Here is a 17,579-nt window from a genome sequence, read left to right as displayed (position 1 = left end):
TTAATTTATNTGAGTGTGGATGTTAAGCGCGCAGCAAAGCAGCGTACATCGTGCGTCGGACTTATCGAACGACAGAATTTCCAGTATAATAGCCGCCTTTTTTCATTCAGTTGTGACATCAGCTAAAGCTGCGACCTCGTCGCCTGCAGGGCAGACGACAATCCGCCGACGGCTAAGTTAAGGGATATCTCATGCGTACAGAATATTGCGGACAGCTTCGACAGTCCCACGTTGGGCAGCAGGTGACTCTGTGTGGTTGGGTCAACCGCCGTCGCGATCTCGGTAGCCTCATTTTTATCGATATGCGCGACCGCGAAGGCATCGTTCAGGTGTTTTTCGATCCGGATCGTGCGGATGCGTTGAAGTTAGCCTCTGAACTGCGTAATGAGTTCTGCATTCAGGTCACTGGCACCGTTCGCGCGCGTGAAGAGAAAAACATCAACGCGGACATGGCCACCGGCGCTATCGAAGTGCTGGCTTCCGATCTGACAATCATTAACCGCTCAGAATCGCTGCCGCTGGACTCCAATCACGTCAACACCGAAGAAGCGCGTCTGAAATACCGCTACCTCGACCTGCGTCGTCCGGAGATGGCGCAGCGCCTGAAAACCCGCGCGAAAATTACCAGCTTTGTGCGCCGCTTTATGGACGACCATGGCTTCCTCGACATCGAAACCCCGATGCTGACTAAAGCCACCCCGGAAGGCGCCCGCGATTACCTCGTGCCTTCCCGCGTGCACAAAGGCAAATTCTACGCGCTGCCGCAGTCGCCGCAGCTGTTCAAACAGCTGCTGATGATGTCCGGCTTCGATCGCTATTATCAGATCGTTAAATGTTTCCGCGATGAAGACCTGCGTGCCGACCGTCAGCCTGAATTCACCCAGATCGACGTGGAAACCTCCTTTATGACCGCGCCGCAGGTGCGTGAGATCATGGAGGCGATGGTGCGTCAGCTGTGGCTGGAAGTGAAAGGCGTCGACCTGGGCGAGTTCCCGATCATGACCTTCGCCGAAGCCGAACGTCGCTATGGCTCCGATAAACCGGATCTGCGTAACCCGATGGAGCTGGTGGACGTCGCCGACCTGCTGAAGTCTGTGGAATTCGCGGTCTTTGCCGGCCCGGCCAACGATCCGAAAGGGCGCGTGGCGGCCCTGCGCGTCCCGGGCGGGGCCTCTCTGACCCGCAAGCTGATTGACGAATACGGCAACTTTGTGAAGATCTACGGCGCGAAAGGGCTGGCCTATATTAAAGTGACCGAGCGTGCCAAAGGCATGGACGGGATCAACAGCCCGGTGGCCAAATTCCTGACCGCTGAAATCGTGGAAGCGATCCTTGACCGCACCGGCGCGCAGGATGGAGACATGATCTTCTTCGGCGCCGACAACAAGAAAGTAGTGGCCGACGCGCTGGGCGCGCTGCGTCTGAAGCTGGGTAAAGACCTGAGTCTGACTGACGAGAGCAAATGGGCGCCGCTGTGGGTGATCGACTTCCCGATGTTCGAAGACGACGGCGAAGGCGGCCTGACGGCGATGCACCATCCGTTCACCTCGCCGAAAGATATGACCGCGGATGAGCTGAAAGCCGCGCCGGAAGAGGCTGTAGCCAACGCCTACGATATGGTTATTAACGGTTATGAAGTCGGCGGCGGTTCGGTGCGAATCCACCGCGGCGAGATGCAGCAGACCGTATTTGGTATTCTGGGCATTAACGAACAGGAACAGCGTGAGAAATTCGGCTTCCTGCTGGATGCGCTGAAGTACGGTACGCCGCCGCATGCGGGTCTGGCCTTCGGTCTTGACCGTCTGACCATGCTGCTGACCGGTACCGATAACATCCGCGACGTTATCGCTTTCCCGAAAACCACCGCGGCCGCCTGCCTGATGACCGAAGCGCCAAGCTTCGCCAATCCTNCGGCGCTCGGTGAACTGGGTATTCAGGTTGTGGAGAAAGAGGCAAAAGCGTCTCTGGAGAACAAGTAATATGTCATTTAAGCTGCCCGTTTCGGTGCTGGTGGTGATTTACGCCGAAGATACGAAACGGGTGCTGATGTTGCAGCGGCGCGACGATCCCGCGTTCTGGCAGTCGGTCACCGGCAGCCTGGAAGCTGGAGAGACCGCGCTGCAGGCCGCCGCGCGTGAAGTAAAGGAAGAGGTCGCCATTGACGTTGCCTGCGAGCAACTGACCTTAATCGACTGTCAGCGCACGGTGGAGTTCGAGATATTTTCTCATTTGCGTCATCGCTATGCGCCGGGTGTAGAGCGCAATACGGAATTCTGGTTCTGTCTTGCGCTGCCTCATGAGCGGGAGATTACTTTCACCGAACATCTGGCCTATCGCTGGGTCAGCGCGACGGAAGCCGCTGCGCTGACCAAGTCGTGGAGCAACCGGCAGGCGATTGAAGAATTTGTAATTAACGCCGCCTGAAAGGGCGCGCTTTTTGGAGAGTTTTTTATGGCAGGTCATAGTAAATGGGCCAACACCAAACACCGCAAAGCGGCACAGGATGCCAAACGCGGTAAAATCTTTACGAAAATCATTCGCGAGCTGGTCACCGCCGCGCGTCTGGGCGGCGGCGATCCGGCTTCCAACCCGCGTCTGCGTGCGGCCGTTGATAAAGCGCTGTCTAACAACATGACTCGCGACACCCTGAACCGCGCCATCGCGCGCGGCGTCGGCGGCGATGAAGACGCGAACATGGAAACCATCATTTATGAAGGCTACGGTCCTGGCGGCACCGCGGTGATGGTGGAATGTCTGTCCGACAACCGTAACCGTACCGTTGCGGAAGTGCGTCACGCCTTCACCAAAACCGGGGGTAACCTCGGCACCGATGGTTCCGTCTCCTACCTGTTCAGCAAGAAAGGCGTTATCTCCTTCGAGAAAGGCGATGAAGACACTATCATGGAAGCGGCGCTGGAAGCAGGCGCAGAAGACGTGGTGACCTATGACGACGGCGCCATCGACGTCTACACCGCCTGGGAAGAGATGGGCGCCGTGCGCGACGCGCTGGAAGCCGCCGGCCTGAAAGCCGACGCTGCCGAAGTCTCAATGATTCCGTCCACCAAAGCGGATATGGATGCCGAGACGGCGCCGAAGCTGCTGCGTCTGATCGATATGCTCGAAGACTGCGACGACGTGCAGGAAGTGTACCATAACGGCGAGATCTCCGACGAGGTCGCAGCCACCCTGTGATGCAGCCGCATCCACGGTTAACCGGAGGCGCGTGATGGCTATTATTCTCGGCATTGACCCGGGGTCGCGCGTTACCGGTTATGGCGTGATCCGCCAGGTTGGGCGGCAGCTGAGCTACCTGGGCAGCGGATGCATCCGCACCAAAGTGGACGATCTGCCGTCGCGGCTGAAGCTGATCTACGCCGGGGTGACGGAGATCATCACCCAGTTCCAGCCCGACTATTTCGCCATTGAGCAGGTCTTTATGGCCAAGAATGCCGACTCGGCGTTAAAGCTCGGGCAGGCGCGTGGGGTGGCGATCGTCGCAGCGACCAATCAGGCGCTGCCGGTGTTTGAATACGCCGCCCGTCAGGTCAAGCAGACCGTGGTCGGGATTGGCAGCGCCGAAAAGAGCCAGGTCCAGCATATGGTGCGCACCTTGCTCAAGCTGCCCGCCAATCCGCAGGCGGATGCGGCGGATGCGCTGGCGATCGCCATCACCCATTGCCATGTCAGCCAGAATGCCGCTCAGATCAGCGAGGCCCGGCTCAATCTGGCGCGGGGGCGCTTACGATAATCGCAAATCAGGCTGGATATCTATCCAGCCTTTTTTTATGATACCGCCTGATACTTAGACCATAACGCAGGAGCCCCACGTGATAGGCAGACTCAGAGGCATCATTCTCGAAAAACAACCCCCGCTGGTGTTGCTGGAAACGGCGGGCGTCGGCTATGAAGTGCATATGCCAATGACCTNCTTCTATGAGCTGCCGGAGGCCGGGCAGGAGGCGATCGTCTTCACCCACTTTGTGGTGCGTGAAGATGCCCAGCTGCTGTATGGGTTTAACAACAAACAGGAACGTACCCTGTTTAAAGAGCTGATTAAAACCAACGGCGTGGGGCCCAAGCTGGCGCTGGCGATCCTCTCCGGCATGTCGGCGCAGCAGTTCGTCAACGCCGTTGAACGGGAAGAGGTCGCCTCGCTGGTGAAGCTGCCGGGGATTGGCAAAAAAACCGCTGAACGTCTGATCGTTGAGATGAAAGACCGCTTCAAAGGGCTGCACGGCGACCTGTTCACCCCGGCGGCCGATCTGGTGCTGACCTCGCCGGCAGGCCCAACGGCGGACGATGCCGAGCAGGAAGCGGTTGCCGCGCTGGTCGCGCTGGGCTATAAACCGCAGGAGGCCAGCCGGATGGTCAGCAAGATCGCGCGTCCGGACGCCAACAGTGAAACGCTAATTCGCGAAGCGCTGCGCGCTGCGTTGTGAGGTAAGGGATGATTGAAGCAGACCGGCTGGTATCGGCAGACAGCAGCGGCTTTGAAGAGGCCGCTGACCGCGCCATCCGCCCAAAATTGCTGGCAGAGTATGTCGGCCAGCCGCAGGTGCGTTCGCAGATGGAGATCTTTATCCAGGCGGCGAAGCTGCGCGGCGACGCCCTCGATCACCTGCTGATTTTTGGCCCGCCAGGGTTGGGGAAAACCACCCTGGCCAATATCGTCGCCAATGAAATGGGGGTGAATCTGCGTACCACCTCCGGCCCGGTGCTGGAGAAGGCGGGCGATCTCGCCGCGATGCTCACCAACCTCGAACCGCACGATGTTCTGTTTATCGATGAGATCCATCGCCTCTCGCCGGTGGTGGAAGAGGTGCTCTATCCGGCAATGGAAGACTACCAGCTGGATATTATGATTGGCGAAGGTCCCGCGGCGCGTTCCATCAAGATCGATCTGCCGCCGTTTACCCTGATCGGCGCCACCACCCGCGCCGGTTCGTTGACCTCGCCGCTGCGCGACCGCTTTGGCATCGTGCAGCGTCTGGAGTTCTATCAGATCCCCGATCTGCAGCATATTGTCAGCCGCAGCGCCCGCCATATGGGGCTGGAGATGAGCGACGAGGGCGCGCTGGAAGTAGCCCGCCGTTCACGCGGCACGCCGCGTATTGCCAACCGTCTGCTGCGCCGGGTGCGTGACTTTGCGGAAGTGCGCCACGACGGCACCATCTCCGCCGATATTGCCGCCCAGGCGCTGGATATGCTTAACGTCGATGCGGAAGGGTTCGACTATATGGACCGTAAGCTGCTGCTGGCGGTGATAGATAAGTTCTTTGGCGGCCCGGTGGGGCTGGATAACCTCGCCGCCGCGATTGGCGAAGAGCGGGAAACCATTGAAGATGTACTGGAGCCCTACTTAATTCAGCAGGGCTTTCTGCAGCGTACGCCGCGGGGAAGAATGGCGACGGTGCGCGCCTGGAATCATTTCGGGATTACGCCGCCGGAAATGCCGTAGCGCGTTGCGGTTGAGCAGTTTATGGTGAAGCCCGGTCAGCAGCGTGACCGGGCTTTTTCATTTTCAGCTGGCGGCTTTTTTCGTCATGCTGAGAATAAACAGCACCGCGGCGCAGAGCACCACCGACGGCCCGGCCGGGGTATCATAGAAAGCCGAGAAGGTTAACCCGCCGGTAACGGCCAGCATGCCCACGCCCACCGCCACGGCGGCCATCTGCTCCGGCGTACGGGCAAAACGGCGGGCGGTGGCGGCAGGTATAATCAGCAGGGAAGTAATGATCAGCGCCCCGACGAACTTCATCGCCACGCCGATAGTCAGGGCGGTGACCAGCATCAACAGCAGCTTGACCCGCTGCAGCTTCACGCCGTCGACAAACGCCAGGTCCGGACTGATGGTCATCGCCAGCAGATTTCGCCACTGCCAGAGTAGAATGCCAATCACAATCACCACGCCAGTGGCAATGGCGATCAGGTCCTGCGGCGTAACCGCCAGCAGATCGCCGAACAGGTACGCCATCAGATCGACGCGGACGTTAGACATCAGACTGACCACCACCAGCCCCAGGGACAGCGCGCTGTGCGCCATGATGCCCAGCAGGGTATCGATCGCCAGATGCGGTCGTTTTTCCAGCCACACCAGCCCGCCGGCCAGCAGCAGGGTCACGGCGATCACCGCATAGAACGNATTGACGTTAAGCAATAAACCGAAAGCGACGCCGAGCAGAGACGCATGCGCCAGCGTGTCGCCGAAATAAGACATGCGGCGCCAGACCACAAAGGAGCCCAGCGGACCAGCGGCGCAGGCCAGCATCATCCCGGCAAGCCAGCCAGGTAACAGAAGTTCAATCATTAGCGGCTGTTTCCCCGACGCAGTACAATTCGCCCCTGAAGGTCGTGGCGGTGATTATGGTGGTGGCGGTATATCCCCAGCTGTTCCGCGCCGCGCGGGCCGAACATGGAGATAAACTCCGGGTGCATGGAGACCACCTCCGGTGCGCCAGAGCAGCAGATATGCTGGTTCAGGCACAAAACTTCGTCGGTTTTGGCCATCACCAGATGCAGATCGTGGGATACCATTAGCACCGCGCAGTCCAGTTCATGGCGCAGCTGGTTGATAAGATCGTAGAGCGCCACCTGGCCGTTGACGTCAACACCCTGGGTCGGTTCATCCAGCACCAGCAGCTGCGGACGGTTGAGCAGGGCGCGGGCCAGCAGTACGCGCTGCGTTTCGCCGCCGGAGAGCTTTTGCATCGGCGCATCGATCAGATGCCCCGCCTGCACGCGCTTCAGCGCCGGCAGGATGTCGTCTTTACGGGTGCCCGGGCGCAAACGCAGGAAGCGGCTAACGGTCAGCGGCAGCGTGGCGTCCAGATGCAGTTTCTGCGGCACATAGCCGATGCGCAGGCGTGCGTCACGCTTGATAACACCCTCTGTCGGTGCTACCAGCCCGAGAACCACCCGCACAAGGGTCGATTTGCCGGCGCCGTTGGGGCCCAGCAGGGTTAAGATTTTGCCTGGCGTGAGAGCCAGCGAGATGTCAGACAACACGCGGCGTTGGCCAAAGGCCACCGAGACATTTTCCAGCGTTACAAGGTTTGTCATAGTAATTTAGGGGTTGCACAAGCTAGTGAATGTTATAATATCACATCACACTCACTTATTTCGATGACTAGACGCATTATGTTACATAAAAATACGCTTCTTTGCGCTGGACTTGGCGCTGTTTTTTTGTTCGCGCAGGTACCGCTGGCCAGCGCCGCCGTGGTGACTTCTATGAAACCGCTGGGCTTTATTGCGGCGGCCATCGCCGATGGGGTGACCGAGACCCAGGTGCTGCTGCCCGATGGCGCCTCCGAGCATGATTATTCCCTCCGTCCTTCTGATGTAAAACGCTTACAGAACGCAGACTTAGTGGTGTGGATTGGTCCGGAAATGGAAGCCTTTATGGATAAGTCGACGCAAAGCATTGCGGCGAATAAAAAGGTGACGATTGCCGAGCTGGATGGGGTCAAACCGCTGCTCATCACCGGGGCGGACGACGATGACGATCACCATGGTCATGACCATGGCGCAGCAGAAAAAGGTGACGGCGATCACCATCACGGTATTTACAATATGCATCTGTGGTTATCCCCAGAGATAGCGCGGCTTTCGGCGGTTGCAATCCACGATAAATTATTGGAACTTATGCCGCAGAGTCGAGCCAAACTCGACAGCAACCTGCAGCAGTTCGAGACCGCGCTGGCGGCGACCGACAAGCAGGTGAGCAATGAGCTGGCACCGCTGAAAGGGAAGGGCTATTTCGTTTTTCATGACGCCTACGGTTACTTTGAAAAACACTACGGTTTGACCTCGCTGGGGCACTTTACCGTCAACCCTGAAATACAGCCCGGTGCGCAGCGTTTACACGAAATCAGAACACAACTGGTTGAGCAGAAAGCCACTTGCGTTTTTGCTGAGCCACAGTTCAGGCCAGCGGTTATCGAAGCTGTTGCCCGGGGCACGTCTGTGCGCATGGGAACCCTGGATCCACTGGGAACAGGAATTACGCTGGGTAAAACGAGTTACCCGCAATTCCTCACCCAACTGGCGAATCAGTATTCGAGCTGCCTGAAAGGAGATTAACGAGGAAGTGAATACGTGCAACAGATAGCCCGCGCTGTCACTCAGGCATTCAACAATCTGCCACGACCTCATCGCGTTATGCTGGGGTCGCTTAGCGTTCTTACCTTAGCGGTCGCCGTCTGGCGACCCTACATTTACCACCCGGAATCCGCCCCCATCGTCAGAACCATTGAACTGGAAAAAAGCGAGATCCGTTCCCTGCTGCCGGAAGCCTCCGAGCCGATCGATCAGGCCCCGCAGGAAGAAGAAGCCATTCCTCAGGATGAGCTCGACGAAAAAGCCGATAGCGATGCCGGCGGGCACGAATATGTGGTGTCGACCGGCGATACGCTCAGCAGNATTCTGAACCAGTACGGTATCGATATGGGCGATATCGCCCAGCTTTCCTCCGCCGATAAAGAGCTGCGCAACCTGAAGATTGGCCAGCAGCTCTCCTGGACCCTGACCGCCGACGGCGATCTGCAGAGCCTGACCTGGGAGATGTCCCGCCGCGAGACCCGCACCTATACCCGTGTGGATAACGGTTTTAAAATGAGCAGCGAGCTGCAGAAAGGCGATTGGGTCAACAGCGTGCTGAAGGGCACCGTCGGCGCCAGCTTTGTCTCCAGCGCGCGTGATGCCGGGCTGACCAGCACGGAAATCAACGCGGTGATCAAGGCCATGCAGTGGCAGATGGATTTCCGTAAGCTGAAGAAAGGCGACGAATTCTCGGTATTGATGTCGCGCGAAATGCTCGACGGCAAACGTGAGCAAAGCCAGTTACTCGGCGTGCGTCTTCGCTCTGACGGTAAGGATTACTATGCCATCCGCGCCGAAGACGGCAAATTCTACGACCGCAACGGCACGGGTCTGGCGAAGGGCTTTATGCGCTTCCCAACGGCGCGTCAGTTCCGCGTCTCCTCTAACTTTAATCCGCGTCGTCTGAACCCGGTCACCGGCCGCGTCGCGCCGCACCGTGGCGTCGATTTCGCGATGCCGCAGGGAACGCCAGTGCTGGCGGTGGGCGATGGTGAAGTAGTCGTGGCCAAACGCAGCGGCGCTGCCGGGTATTACGTCGCGATCCGCCACGGCCGCACCTATACCACTCGCTACATGCACCTGCGTAAGCTGTTAGTGAAGCCGGGGCAGAAAGTGAAGCGCGGGGATCGCATTGCGCTGTCGGGGAATACCGGACGCTCTACCGGGCCACACCTGCACTACGAAGTGTGGATCAACCAGCAGGCGGTCAACCCGCTGACGGCTAAGCTGCCGCGTACCGAAGGGCTGAGCGGTTCCGACCGGACCGACTATCTGGCGCAGGTCAAAGAGGTCGTTCCGCAGCTGCGGTTTGACTAACCACCGGTCAGTGGAAAGCCGGTGCCCCAGGGCGCCGGCTTTTTCTTTTGTAGGATACCCGACGTCTCGCTACACTATCCCATTATCTTGATTAAGCAGTCGATCTGCGGATTGGGCATGGAAACGAAAAAAAATAATATTGAGTTTATCCCTAAGTTTGAAAAATCCTTTTTACTGCCGCGCTACTGGGGCGCCTGGCTGGGGGTCTTTGCCTTCGCCGGTATTGCGCTGACGCCGCCATCCTTTCGCGATCCGCTCCTCGGCAAACTCGGTCGTCTGGTAGGGCGTCTGGCGAAAAGCTCGCGCCGCCGGGCGCAGATTAATTTGCTGTACTGCTTCCCGGAAAAAAGCGAGTACGAGCGGGAAGCTATTATCGACGCCATGTATGCCTCGGCGCCGCAGGCGATGGTGATGATGGCCGAGCTGGGCCTGCGCGATCCGCAGAAAATCCTTGCCCGCGTTGACTGGCAGGGGAAAGCGATCATCGACGAGATGCAGCGCAATAATGAGAAGGTGATTTTTCTCGTTCCGCATGCATGGGGTGTGGATATCCCGGCGATGCTGATGGCCTCCGGCGGGCAGAAGATGGCGGCGATGTTCCATAACCAGGGTAACCCGGTGTTCGATTACGTGTGGAATACCGTGCGTCGTCGTTTTGGCGGGCGTATGCACGCGCGCAACGATGGGATCAAACCGTTTATTCAGTCGGTGCGTCAGGGCTACTGGGGCTACTATCTGCCCGATCAGGATCACGGCGCCGAACACAGCGAGTTTGTGGATTTCTTTGCTACCTACAAGGCCACGCTGCCGGCGATTGGCCGCTTAATGAAAGTGTGCCGCGCCCGCGTCGTACCGCTGTTCCCGGTCTACGATAGCAAGACGCACCGCCTGACGGTGCTGGTGCGCCCGCCGATGGACGATCTGCTGGACGCTGACGATACGACCATCGCCCGGCGGATGAACGAAGAAGTGGAAGTGTTTGTTAAGCCGCACACCGAGCAGTATACCTGGATCCTGAAGCTGCTGAAAACGCGCAAGCCGGGTGAAATCGAGCCCTATAAACGCAAAGAGCTGTTCCCGAAAAAGAAATAAAAAAAGCCTCCGTCAGGAGGCTTTTTTATCTCTACCGTGCTTACTCGACGGTGAGGATACGGGTGGTGTTGGTGCTGCCGATGGTGCTCATCACGTCACCCTGGGTCACGACCACGAGGTCGCCGGAGACCAGATAGCCTTTGTCCCGCAGCAGATTGACGGCGTCGTGCGCGGCGGCCACCCCGTCATTCTGGCTGTCGAAGAACACCGGCGTCACCCCGCGGTAGAGGGCGGTCAGGTTCAGGGTGCGCTCGTGGCGGGAGAGGGCGAAAATCGGCAGACCGGAGCTAATGCGCGAAGTCATCAGCGCGGTACGGCCCGATTCGGTCATGGTGATGATGGCGGTAATGCCTTTCAGGTGGTTGGCGGCATACATCGCCGACATGGCAATCGCTTCTTCCACGTTGTCGAACTGGACGTCCAGACGGTGTTTGGAGACGTTGAGGCTAGGGATTTTTTCCGCGCCCAGACACACGCGCGCCATCGCGGCCACGGTTTCCGAAGGATACTGACCGGCAGCGGTCTCCGCGGAGAGCATCACCGCATCGGTACCATCCAGCACGGCGTTGGCCACGTCCATCACTTCCGCGCGAGTCGGCATCGGGTTGGTGATCATCGACTCCATCATCTGGGTGGCGGTAATGACGGAACGGTTCAGCTGACGGGCACGACGGATCAGCGCTTTCTGGATGCCCACCAGCTCAGGATCGCCGATCTCGACGCCGAGGTCGCCACGGGCAACCATTACCACATCGGAGGCGAGGATCACGTCGTCCATCGCATCCTGATCGCAAACCGCTTCGGCACGCTCAACTTTGGCGACGATTTTCGCATCGCAGCCGGCATCGCGCGCCAGGCGACGGGCGTAGTTCAGGTCTTCGCCGCAGCGCGGGAAAGAGACGGCCAGGTAGTCGACGCCGATTTTTGCGGCGGTGACGATATCAGCTTTATCTTTGTCGGTCAGCGCTTCGGCAGACAGGCCGCCGCCCAGCTTGTTGATCCCTTTGTTGTTGGACAACGGGCCGCCGACGGTCACTTCAGTGAACACTTTCATCCCCTGAACTTCGAGGACTTTCAGCTGCACGCGACCATCGTCGAGCAATAAGATATCGCCCGGCACGACGTCCGCCGGCAGGCCTTTATAGTCGATCCCGACTTTCTCTTTGTCGCCTTCGCCTTTGCCAAGGTTTGCGTCGAGCAGGAATTTATCGCCGACGTTGAGGAAAATTTTGCCTTCTTTGAAGGTCGATACGCGAATTTTTGGTCCCTGGAGGTCGCCGAGGATGGCCACATGACGGCCCAGTTTTGCCGCAATCTCACGCACTTTGTCGGCACGGAGCTGATGATCTTCCGGGGTGCCGTGAGAGAAGTTCATACGTACTACGTTTGCGCCCGCGGCGATAACCTTTTCCAGGTTGTTATCGCGGTCAGTTGCCGGGCCTAAGGTAGTAACGATTTTGGTTCTGCGAAGCCTTCTGGACATGTAATACTCCGTTGACTGATACAACTTTGGTGTTGCGTGAACATGGATTCGGTAGCGCCAGCCTGCAACGTCGCACAGCCGGATCGTTATCGAAGGTGTAATGGGGTACTGCTTGTTATCAACTTTTATTGATTATCACTGGGTACGAATGGTTCTTTATCAAAACGCGATTCCTTCAGCGCTTCCTTGACCCTCTTCAAGTTATCTCTGAATTTTGCCCCCCGACGCAAGGTAAAGCCAGTCGCCAACACGTCAATGACGGTCAACTGGGCCAAACGGGAGACCATCGGCATATAGATGTCGGTATCTTCCGGCACATCAAGGGTAATGGCGAGCGTGGCTTCCCTGGCTAGCGGCGTACCGGCGGAGGTGAGCGCGATCACCATGGCATCGTTTTCACGAGCCAGCTGCGCCAGCTCCACCAGGCTCTTGGTTCTTCCGGTATGCGAGATAATCACCACCACATCATCGTCATCGCAATTCATACAGCTCATCCGTTGCAGGACAATGTCGTCGGAATAGATGACCGGCACGTTAAAGCGGAAAAATTTGTTCATCGCGTCGTGAGCGACCGCCGCTGAGGAGCCGAGGCCGAAAAAGGCGATTTTTTTGGCCTGAGTCAGCAGATCCACCGCGCGATTTACCGCCGACATGTCGAGAGAATGGTGCACCTGATCTAAACTCGCCATGGCCGATTCGAATATTTTTCCCGTGTATGACTCAACGCTGTCGTCTTCATCGACATTCCGGTTAACATAGAGCGTGCCGTGCGCAAGGCTCTGGGCCAGATGCAGTTTGAAGTCAGGGAATCCGCGGGTTTCGAGACTACGGCAGAAGCGATTGACGGTCGGTTCGCTAACGCCGGCCTCAAGGGCGAGGGCGGCGATGCTCGAATGAATGGCCTGCTCGGGGGTGGCGAGGATCACTTCCGCCACTTTGCGTTCAGATTTGCTAAGGTGTTCCAGTCGGGACTGGATTTTTTCCAGCATGTTCATTAGTAACAGGGCGCTCATCAATGGAAACGATTTCATTAATGGGTGAAATCATTGGGCGTTTTAGCAAGAATATACCCCTCCGCAAGCGCAAGCGGTGAGGAATGACGTGAAATGATGTTGTTTTTTTTCATTACATGATCAGGGTCGTATTTTACTGACCTGAACCAGGTACAAACAACGAACAATAACGGCCGAATGCCCAAATCATCGCCGAATGTTTTCACCCTGTGCGGTTTTACCGCCGCAAACGAAGGGGAAGGCTTTCGGGAAATACGTAAACACAGTACAGTGCAGTGTAAGAAAATTACAAATATAGCCTGGCAAAAGCACCAGACTATCAACTGAGGAGAATGACATGGCGGTAACGCAAACGGCCCAGGCATGCGACCTGGTCATTTTCGGCGCGAAGGGCGACCTGGCGCGGCGTAAATTGTTGCCTTCCCTGTATCAGCTTGAAAAGGCGGGCCAGATCCACGCTGACACCAGAATCATTGGCGTCGGCCGTGCCGACTGGGATAAAGCGGCTTATACCAAAGTCGTGCGCGAAGCGCTGGAAACCTTCATGAAGGAAAAAATTGATGAAGGTTTGTGGGATACCCTGAGCGGACGCCTGGAGTTCTGTAATCTTGACGTCAATGACACCAGCGGCTTCACCCGCCTGGGTGAGATGCTGGATCAAAAGAACCGTGTCACCATCAACTATTTCGCTATGCCGCCGAGCACCTTTGGCGCGATCTGTAAAGGGCTGGGCGAAGCGAAGCTTAATGCCAAGCCTGCGCGCGTGGTCATGGAAAAACCGCTCGGCACCTCGCTGGAAACCTCCCGTGAAATCAACGACCAGGTCGGCGAGTTTTTTGAAGAGTGTCAGGTCTACCGTATCGACCACTATCTCGGTAAAGAGACGGTCCTCAACCTGCTGGCGCTGCGCTTCGCCAACTCCCTGTTCGTCAATAACTGGGACTGCCGCACCATCGATCACGTCGAAATCACCGTCGCGGAAGAGGTGGGTATTGAAGGGCGCTGGGGTTACTTCGACCAGGCCGGGCAGATGCGCGACATGATCCAGAACCACCTGCTGCAGATCCTGTGCATGATTGCCATGTCGCCGCCGTCCGATCTCAGCGCCGACAGCATCCGTGATGAAAAGGTCAAGGTGCTGAAATCCCTGCGCCGTATTGACCGCTCCAACGTGCGCGAGAAAACCGTTCGCGGCCAGTATACCGCCGGCTTTGCCCAGGGCAAAAAAGTGCCTGGCTATCTCGAAGAGGAGGGGGCCAACAAGACCAGCAACACCGAAACCTTCGTGGCGATCCGCGTCGATATCGATAACTGGCGCTGGGCTGGCGTACCGTTCTATCTGCGCACCGGCAAACGTCTGCCGACCAAATGCTCAGAGGTAGTGGTTTACTTCAAAACCCCGGAACTGAATCTGTTTAAAGAGACCTGGCAGGAGCTGCCGCAGAACAAGCTGACCATTCGCCTGCAGCCGGACGAAGGGGTAGATATCCAGGTACTGAACAAAGTGCCGGGCCTCGATCATAAACATAACCTGCAGATCACTAAACTGGATCTGAGCTATTCCGAGACCTTTAACCAGACGCACCTGGCCGATGCCTATGAACGTCTGCTGCTGGAGACCATGCGTGGCATCCAGGCGCTGTTCGTTCGCCGCGACGAAGTAGAAGAGGCGTGGAAATGGGTTGACTCCATTACCGAAGCCTGGGCAGCCGACCGCGATGCGCCGAAACCGTATCAGGCCGGGACCTGGGGACCGGTTGCGTCGGTGGCCATGATCACTCGCGACGGTCGTTCATGGAACGAGTTCGAGTAAGGCTGGAGGCTAATCCGTCAGGGTTATTTTACCGGTAACATGATCTGACGCAGAAAGTCGCACGCTTTTTAATCTTTTAAGCCCCGTGAGGATTCACCCACGGGGCTTTTTTTATTACACTGCCTTCAGACATTTTGCCCCTGAGCGCTGGTGTTTGTGGCCTTTACCACGTCAACACGTCATCACGCAGCGGCCGGACAGATAAAAATTTGAGGAGCCTTTATGAATTCGACAATGTTACGGGTAACAAATCGCATTATCGAACGGTCGCGTGACACCCGCGCGGCTTACCTCGCAAGGATTAACCAGGCCAAAACCGACACCGTGCATCGTGCGCAACTGGCCTGCGGCAATCTGGCTCACGGATTCGCGGCCTGCCAGGCTGACGACAAAGCCTCCCTGAAGAGCATGTTGCGCAACAACATTGCCATCATCACCTCCTACAACGACATGTTGTCCGCTCACCAGCCCTATGAACACTACCCGGAGATCATCCGCAAAGCGCTGCACAGCGCCAATGCGGTCGGCCAGGTCGCCGGCGGCGTGCCGGCGATGTGCGACGGCGTAACGCAGGGGCAGGACGGGATGGAGCTTTCACTCCTGAGCCGCGAGGTGATCGCTATGTCCGCCGCCATCGGCCTGTCGCATAACATGTTCGACGGGGCCCTGTATCTCGGGGTCTGCGATAAAATTGTTCCCGGTCTGACCATGGCGGCGCTCTCATTTGGCCATCTGCCGTCGGTCTTTATTCCCTCCGGTCCGATGGCCAGCGGCCTGCCGAATAAAGAGAAGGTTCGCATTCGCCAGCTGTATGCAGAAGGGAAAGTTGACCGTATGGCGCTCCTGGAGTCCGAAGCCGCCTCTTATCACGCGCCGGGGACCTGTACTTTCTACGGAACGGCGAACACCAACCNGATGGTGGTCGAATTTATGGGCATGCAGCTGCCGGGCTCGTCCTTTGTCCATCCGGATGCTCCGCTGCGGGAAGCGCTGACCGCCGCCGCCGCGCGCCAGGTCACCCGCATGACCGGCAACGGCAATGAGTGGATGCCGCTGGGCAAAATGTTTGACGAAAAAGTGGTGGTCAACGGCATCGTGGCGCTGCTGGCGACCGGTGGCTCCACCAACCACACTATGCACCTGGTGGCGATGGCCCGCGCGGCGGGAATTATCATTAACTGGGACGATTTCTCCGACCTGTCAGACGTGGTGCCGCTGCTGGCGCGCCTCTATCCCAACGGCCCGGCGGATATCAACCACTTCCAGGCGGCAGGCGGCGTTCCGGTACTGGTGCGCGAGCTGCTGAAAGGCGGCCTGCTGCATGAGGATGTTCACACCGTGGCCGGCTTTGGCCTGTCGCGCTACACCCTGGAGCCATGGCTGAATAACGGCGAGCTGGACTGGCGCGAAGGGGCGACAGCGCCATTGGACGACCAGGTCATCGCGACCTTTGAAAAACCATTCTCCCGCCACGGCGGCACCAAGGTGCTGAGCGGCAACCTGGGACGCGCGGTGATGAAAACTTCGGCGGTCCCGGTGGAGAACCAGGTGATTGAAGCGCCGGCGGTGGTATTTGAGAGCCAGCACGACGTGTTGCCGGCCTTTGAAGCGGGGCTGCTGGACAAAGACTGCGTGGTGGTGGTCCGTCATCAGGGGCCAAAAGCGAACGGGATGCCAGAATTACATAAACTTATGCCGCCACTTGGTGTATTATTGGACCGCCGTTTCAAAATAGCGCTGGTGACCGATGGCCGACTCTCTGGCGCCTCCGGTAAAGTTCCGTCAGCCATTCACGTCACGCCTGAAGCGTATGATGGCGGCTTGCTGGCGAAAGTGCGCGATGGCGATCTTATTCGCGTGAACGGACAGACGGGGGAACTGACGCTGCTGGTGGATGAGGCCGAACTGGCGGCGCGTCAGCCGCATATCCCTGACCTCAGCGCGTCGCGCGTGGGAACCGGTCGGGAGATGTTTGGGGCGCTGCGTGAGAAGCTCTCTGGCGCGGAGCAGGGCGCAACCTGCATCACTTTTTAAGACGATTTAATTTCTAGATCTGGCGAGAGAAAATCCTGATNAAAAACTGGAAAACAACAGCAGAAGCAATCCTCACCTCCGGTCCGGTTGTCCCGGTTATCGTAGTGAAAAAGCTGGAGCACGCGGTACCGATGGCGAAAGCGCTGGTGGCGGGCGGCGTTCGCGTGCTGGAAGTTACCCTGCGCACCGAGTGCGCCCTGGAGGCGATCCGCGCGATTGCCAAAGAAGTTCCGGACGCGATTGTCGGCGCGGGCACGGTTACCAACGTTGAGCAGTTGAAAGCGGTAACGGAAGCCGGCGCGCAGTTCGCTATCAGCCCGGGTCTTACCGAATCCCTGCTGAAAGCGGCGACCGAAGACGGCACCATCCCGCTGATCCCGGGGATCAGCACGGTATCTGAGCTGATGCTGGGTATGCAGTATGGCCTGAAAGAGTTTAAATTCTTCCCGGCGGAAGCCAACGGCGGCGTGAAAGCCCTGCAGGCGATTGCGGGTCCGTTCGGCCACATTCGTTTCTGCCCGACCGGCGGTATCTCTCCGGCCAACTACCGTGACTACCTGGCGCTGAACAGCGTACTGTGCATCGGCGGTTCCTGGCTGGTGCCAGCCGACGCCCTCGAAGCCGGCGACTACGATCGCATCACCACCCTCGCGCGAGAAGCGGTGGAAGGCGCGAAATAAACCACGCCTCCAGGTCAACAACCCGGTCTGCGGCAACGCGACCGGGT

17 protein-coding genes are annotated in these 17,579 nt (G+C 58.1%); 13 read left to right on the top strand and 4 right to left on the bottom strand.

The features are described from left to right. The first annotated feature begins 191 nt into the window (after nt 1–191). The 6 genes from aspS (at nt 192) to ruvB (ending at nt 5,458) form a co-directional block, all read left to right on the top strand. Nucleotides 192–1,979: an aspartate--tRNA ligase gene (aspS, locus tag VZP09_RS12015; protein ID WP_328795166.1), complete on the top strand. Its 1,788-nt coding sequence runs from the start codon at nt 192–194 to the stop codon at nt 1,977–1,979. Nucleotide 1,980: 1 nt separating this feature from the next. Beyond that, nucleotides 1,981–2,424: a dihydroneopterin triphosphate diphosphatase gene (nudB, locus tag VZP09_RS12010; RefSeq protein WP_002911477.1), complete on the top strand. Its 444-nt coding sequence runs from the start codon at nt 1,981–1,983 to the stop codon at nt 2,422–2,424. 27 nt (nt 2,425–2,451) lie between these two features. Next, nucleotides 2,452–3,192 carry a YebC/PmpR family DNA-binding transcriptional regulator gene (locus VZP09_RS12005; RefSeq protein WP_002911459.1) on the top strand — a complete coding sequence of 247 codons (741 nt, stop codon included), beginning with the start codon at nt 2,452–2,454 and terminating at the stop codon, nt 3,190–3,192. 34 nt (nt 3,193–3,226) lie between these two features. Continuing rightward, on the top strand, nt 3,227–3,748 hold the full coding sequence (ruvC, locus tag VZP09_RS12000; RefSeq protein WP_021467157.1) for a crossover junction endodeoxyribonuclease RuvC: 522 nt from the start codon (nt 3,227–3,229) through the stop codon (nt 3,746–3,748). Nucleotides 3,749–3,827: 79 nt separating this feature from the next. After that, nucleotides 3,828–4,439 carry a Holliday junction branch migration protein RuvA gene (gene ruvA, locus VZP09_RS11995; protein ID WP_328795165.1) on the top strand — a complete coding sequence of 204 codons (612 nt, stop codon included), beginning with the start codon at nt 3,828–3,830 and terminating at the stop codon, nt 4,437–4,439. Nucleotides 4,440–4,447: 8 nt separating this feature from the next. Beyond that, nucleotides 4,448–5,458, top strand: a complete 1,011-nt coding sequence (gene ruvB / locus VZP09_RS11990; protein WP_004148860.1) for a Holliday junction branch migration DNA helicase RuvB — start codon at nt 4,448–4,450, stop codon at nt 5,456–5,458. A 63-nt stretch (nt 5,459–5,521) separates the two neighbouring features. On the opposite strand, the gene znuB is transcribed toward ruvB, so the two are convergent. Both znuB and znuC read right to left on the bottom strand, forming a co-directional pair. Next, the gene (gene znuB / locus VZP09_RS11985) at nt 5,522–6,307 is read right to left on the bottom strand and encodes a zinc ABC transporter permease subunit ZnuB (protein WP_328795164.1); all 786 of its coding nucleotides are present in this window, start codon (nt 6,305–6,307) and stop codon (nt 5,522–5,524) included. Continuing rightward, nucleotides 6,307–7,026: a zinc ABC transporter ATP-binding protein ZnuC gene (gene znuC / locus VZP09_RS11980; RefSeq protein WP_004197828.1), complete on the bottom strand. Its 720-nt coding sequence runs from the start codon at nt 7,024–7,026 to the stop codon at nt 6,307–6,309. The genes znuB and znuC overlap by 1 nt, the downstream gene beginning before the upstream one ends. A gap of 111 nt (nt 7,027–7,137) precedes the next feature. Here znuC and znuA point away from each other — a divergent pair, with 111 nt between their 5' ends. The 3 genes from znuA (at nt 7,138) to lpxM (ending at nt 10,509) form a co-directional block, all read left to right on the top strand. Next, a complete protein-coding gene (gene znuA, locus VZP09_RS11975) occupies nt 7,138–8,082 on the top strand; it encodes a zinc ABC transporter substrate-binding protein ZnuA (RefSeq protein ID WP_004180437.1) in 945 nt (314 codons plus the stop codon). A gap of 15 nt (nt 8,083–8,097) precedes the next feature. After that, complete coding sequence (gene mepM / locus VZP09_RS11970) at nt 8,098–9,417, top strand: murein DD-endopeptidase MepM (protein WP_328795163.1); 1,320 nt, start codon at nt 8,098–8,100, stop codon at nt 9,415–9,417. 117 nt (nt 9,418–9,534) lie between these two features. After that, nucleotides 9,535–10,509 carry a lauroyl-Kdo(2)-lipid IV(A) myristoyltransferase gene (gene lpxM, locus VZP09_RS11965; RefSeq protein WP_002911442.1) on the top strand — a complete coding sequence of 325 codons (975 nt, stop codon included), beginning with the start codon at nt 9,535–9,537 and terminating at the stop codon, nt 10,507–10,509. 40 nt (nt 10,510–10,549) lie between these two features. On the opposite strand, the gene pyk is transcribed toward lpxM, so the two are convergent. Then, nucleotides 10,550–11,992 (bottom strand): pyruvate kinase, encoded by a 1,443-nt coding sequence (gene pyk, locus VZP09_RS11960; RefSeq protein ID WP_002911440.1) that lies wholly within the window; start codon nt 11,990–11,992, stop codon nt 10,550–10,552. A 125-nt stretch (nt 11,993–12,117) separates the two neighbouring features. Further along, a complete protein-coding gene (locus tag VZP09_RS11955) occupies nt 12,118–13,023 on the bottom strand; it encodes a MurR/RpiR family transcriptional regulator (RefSeq protein WP_004145555.1) in 906 nt (301 codons plus the stop codon). A gap of 159 nt (nt 13,024–13,182) precedes the next feature. Here VZP09_RS11955 and VZP09_RS11950 point away from each other — a divergent pair, with 159 nt between their 5' ends. From VZP09_RS11950 to VZP09_RS11935, 4 genes are all read left to right on the top strand, one after another. Continuing rightward, nucleotides 13,183–13,332, top strand: a complete 150-nt coding sequence (locus VZP09_RS11950; RefSeq protein WP_004145554.1) for a hypothetical protein — start codon at nt 13,183–13,185, stop codon at nt 13,330–13,332. 10 nt (nt 13,333–13,342) lie between these two features. Further along, complete coding sequence (gene zwf, locus VZP09_RS11945) at nt 13,343–14,818, top strand: glucose-6-phosphate dehydrogenase (protein ID WP_002911427.1); 1,476 nt, start codon at nt 13,343–13,345, stop codon at nt 14,816–14,818. Between the two features lie 222 nt (nt 14,819–15,040). Next, on the top strand, nt 15,041–16,852 hold the full coding sequence (gene edd / locus VZP09_RS11940) for a phosphogluconate dehydratase (protein ID WP_328795162.1): 1,812 nt from the start codon (nt 15,041–15,043) through the stop codon (nt 16,850–16,852). A gap of 38 nt (nt 16,853–16,890) precedes the next feature. Beyond that, nucleotides 16,891–17,532 carry a bifunctional 4-hydroxy-2-oxoglutarate aldolase/2-dehydro-3-deoxy-phosphogluconate aldolase gene (locus VZP09_RS11935; protein WP_002911423.1) on the top strand — a complete coding sequence of 214 codons (642 nt, stop codon included), beginning with the start codon at nt 16,891–16,893 and terminating at the stop codon, nt 17,530–17,532. Nucleotides 17,533–17,579 lie beyond the last annotated feature (47 nt).

The organism is Klebsiella sp. EMBS2024, from assembly GCF_036233805.1.
GTDB lineage: Bacteria > Pseudomonadota > Gammaproteobacteria > Enterobacterales > Enterobacteriaceae > Klebsiella > Klebsiella pneumoniae.
The sequence above is the reverse complement of the archived record's forward strand: the minus strand, read 5'-3'. Positions and strand labels throughout refer to the sequence as shown.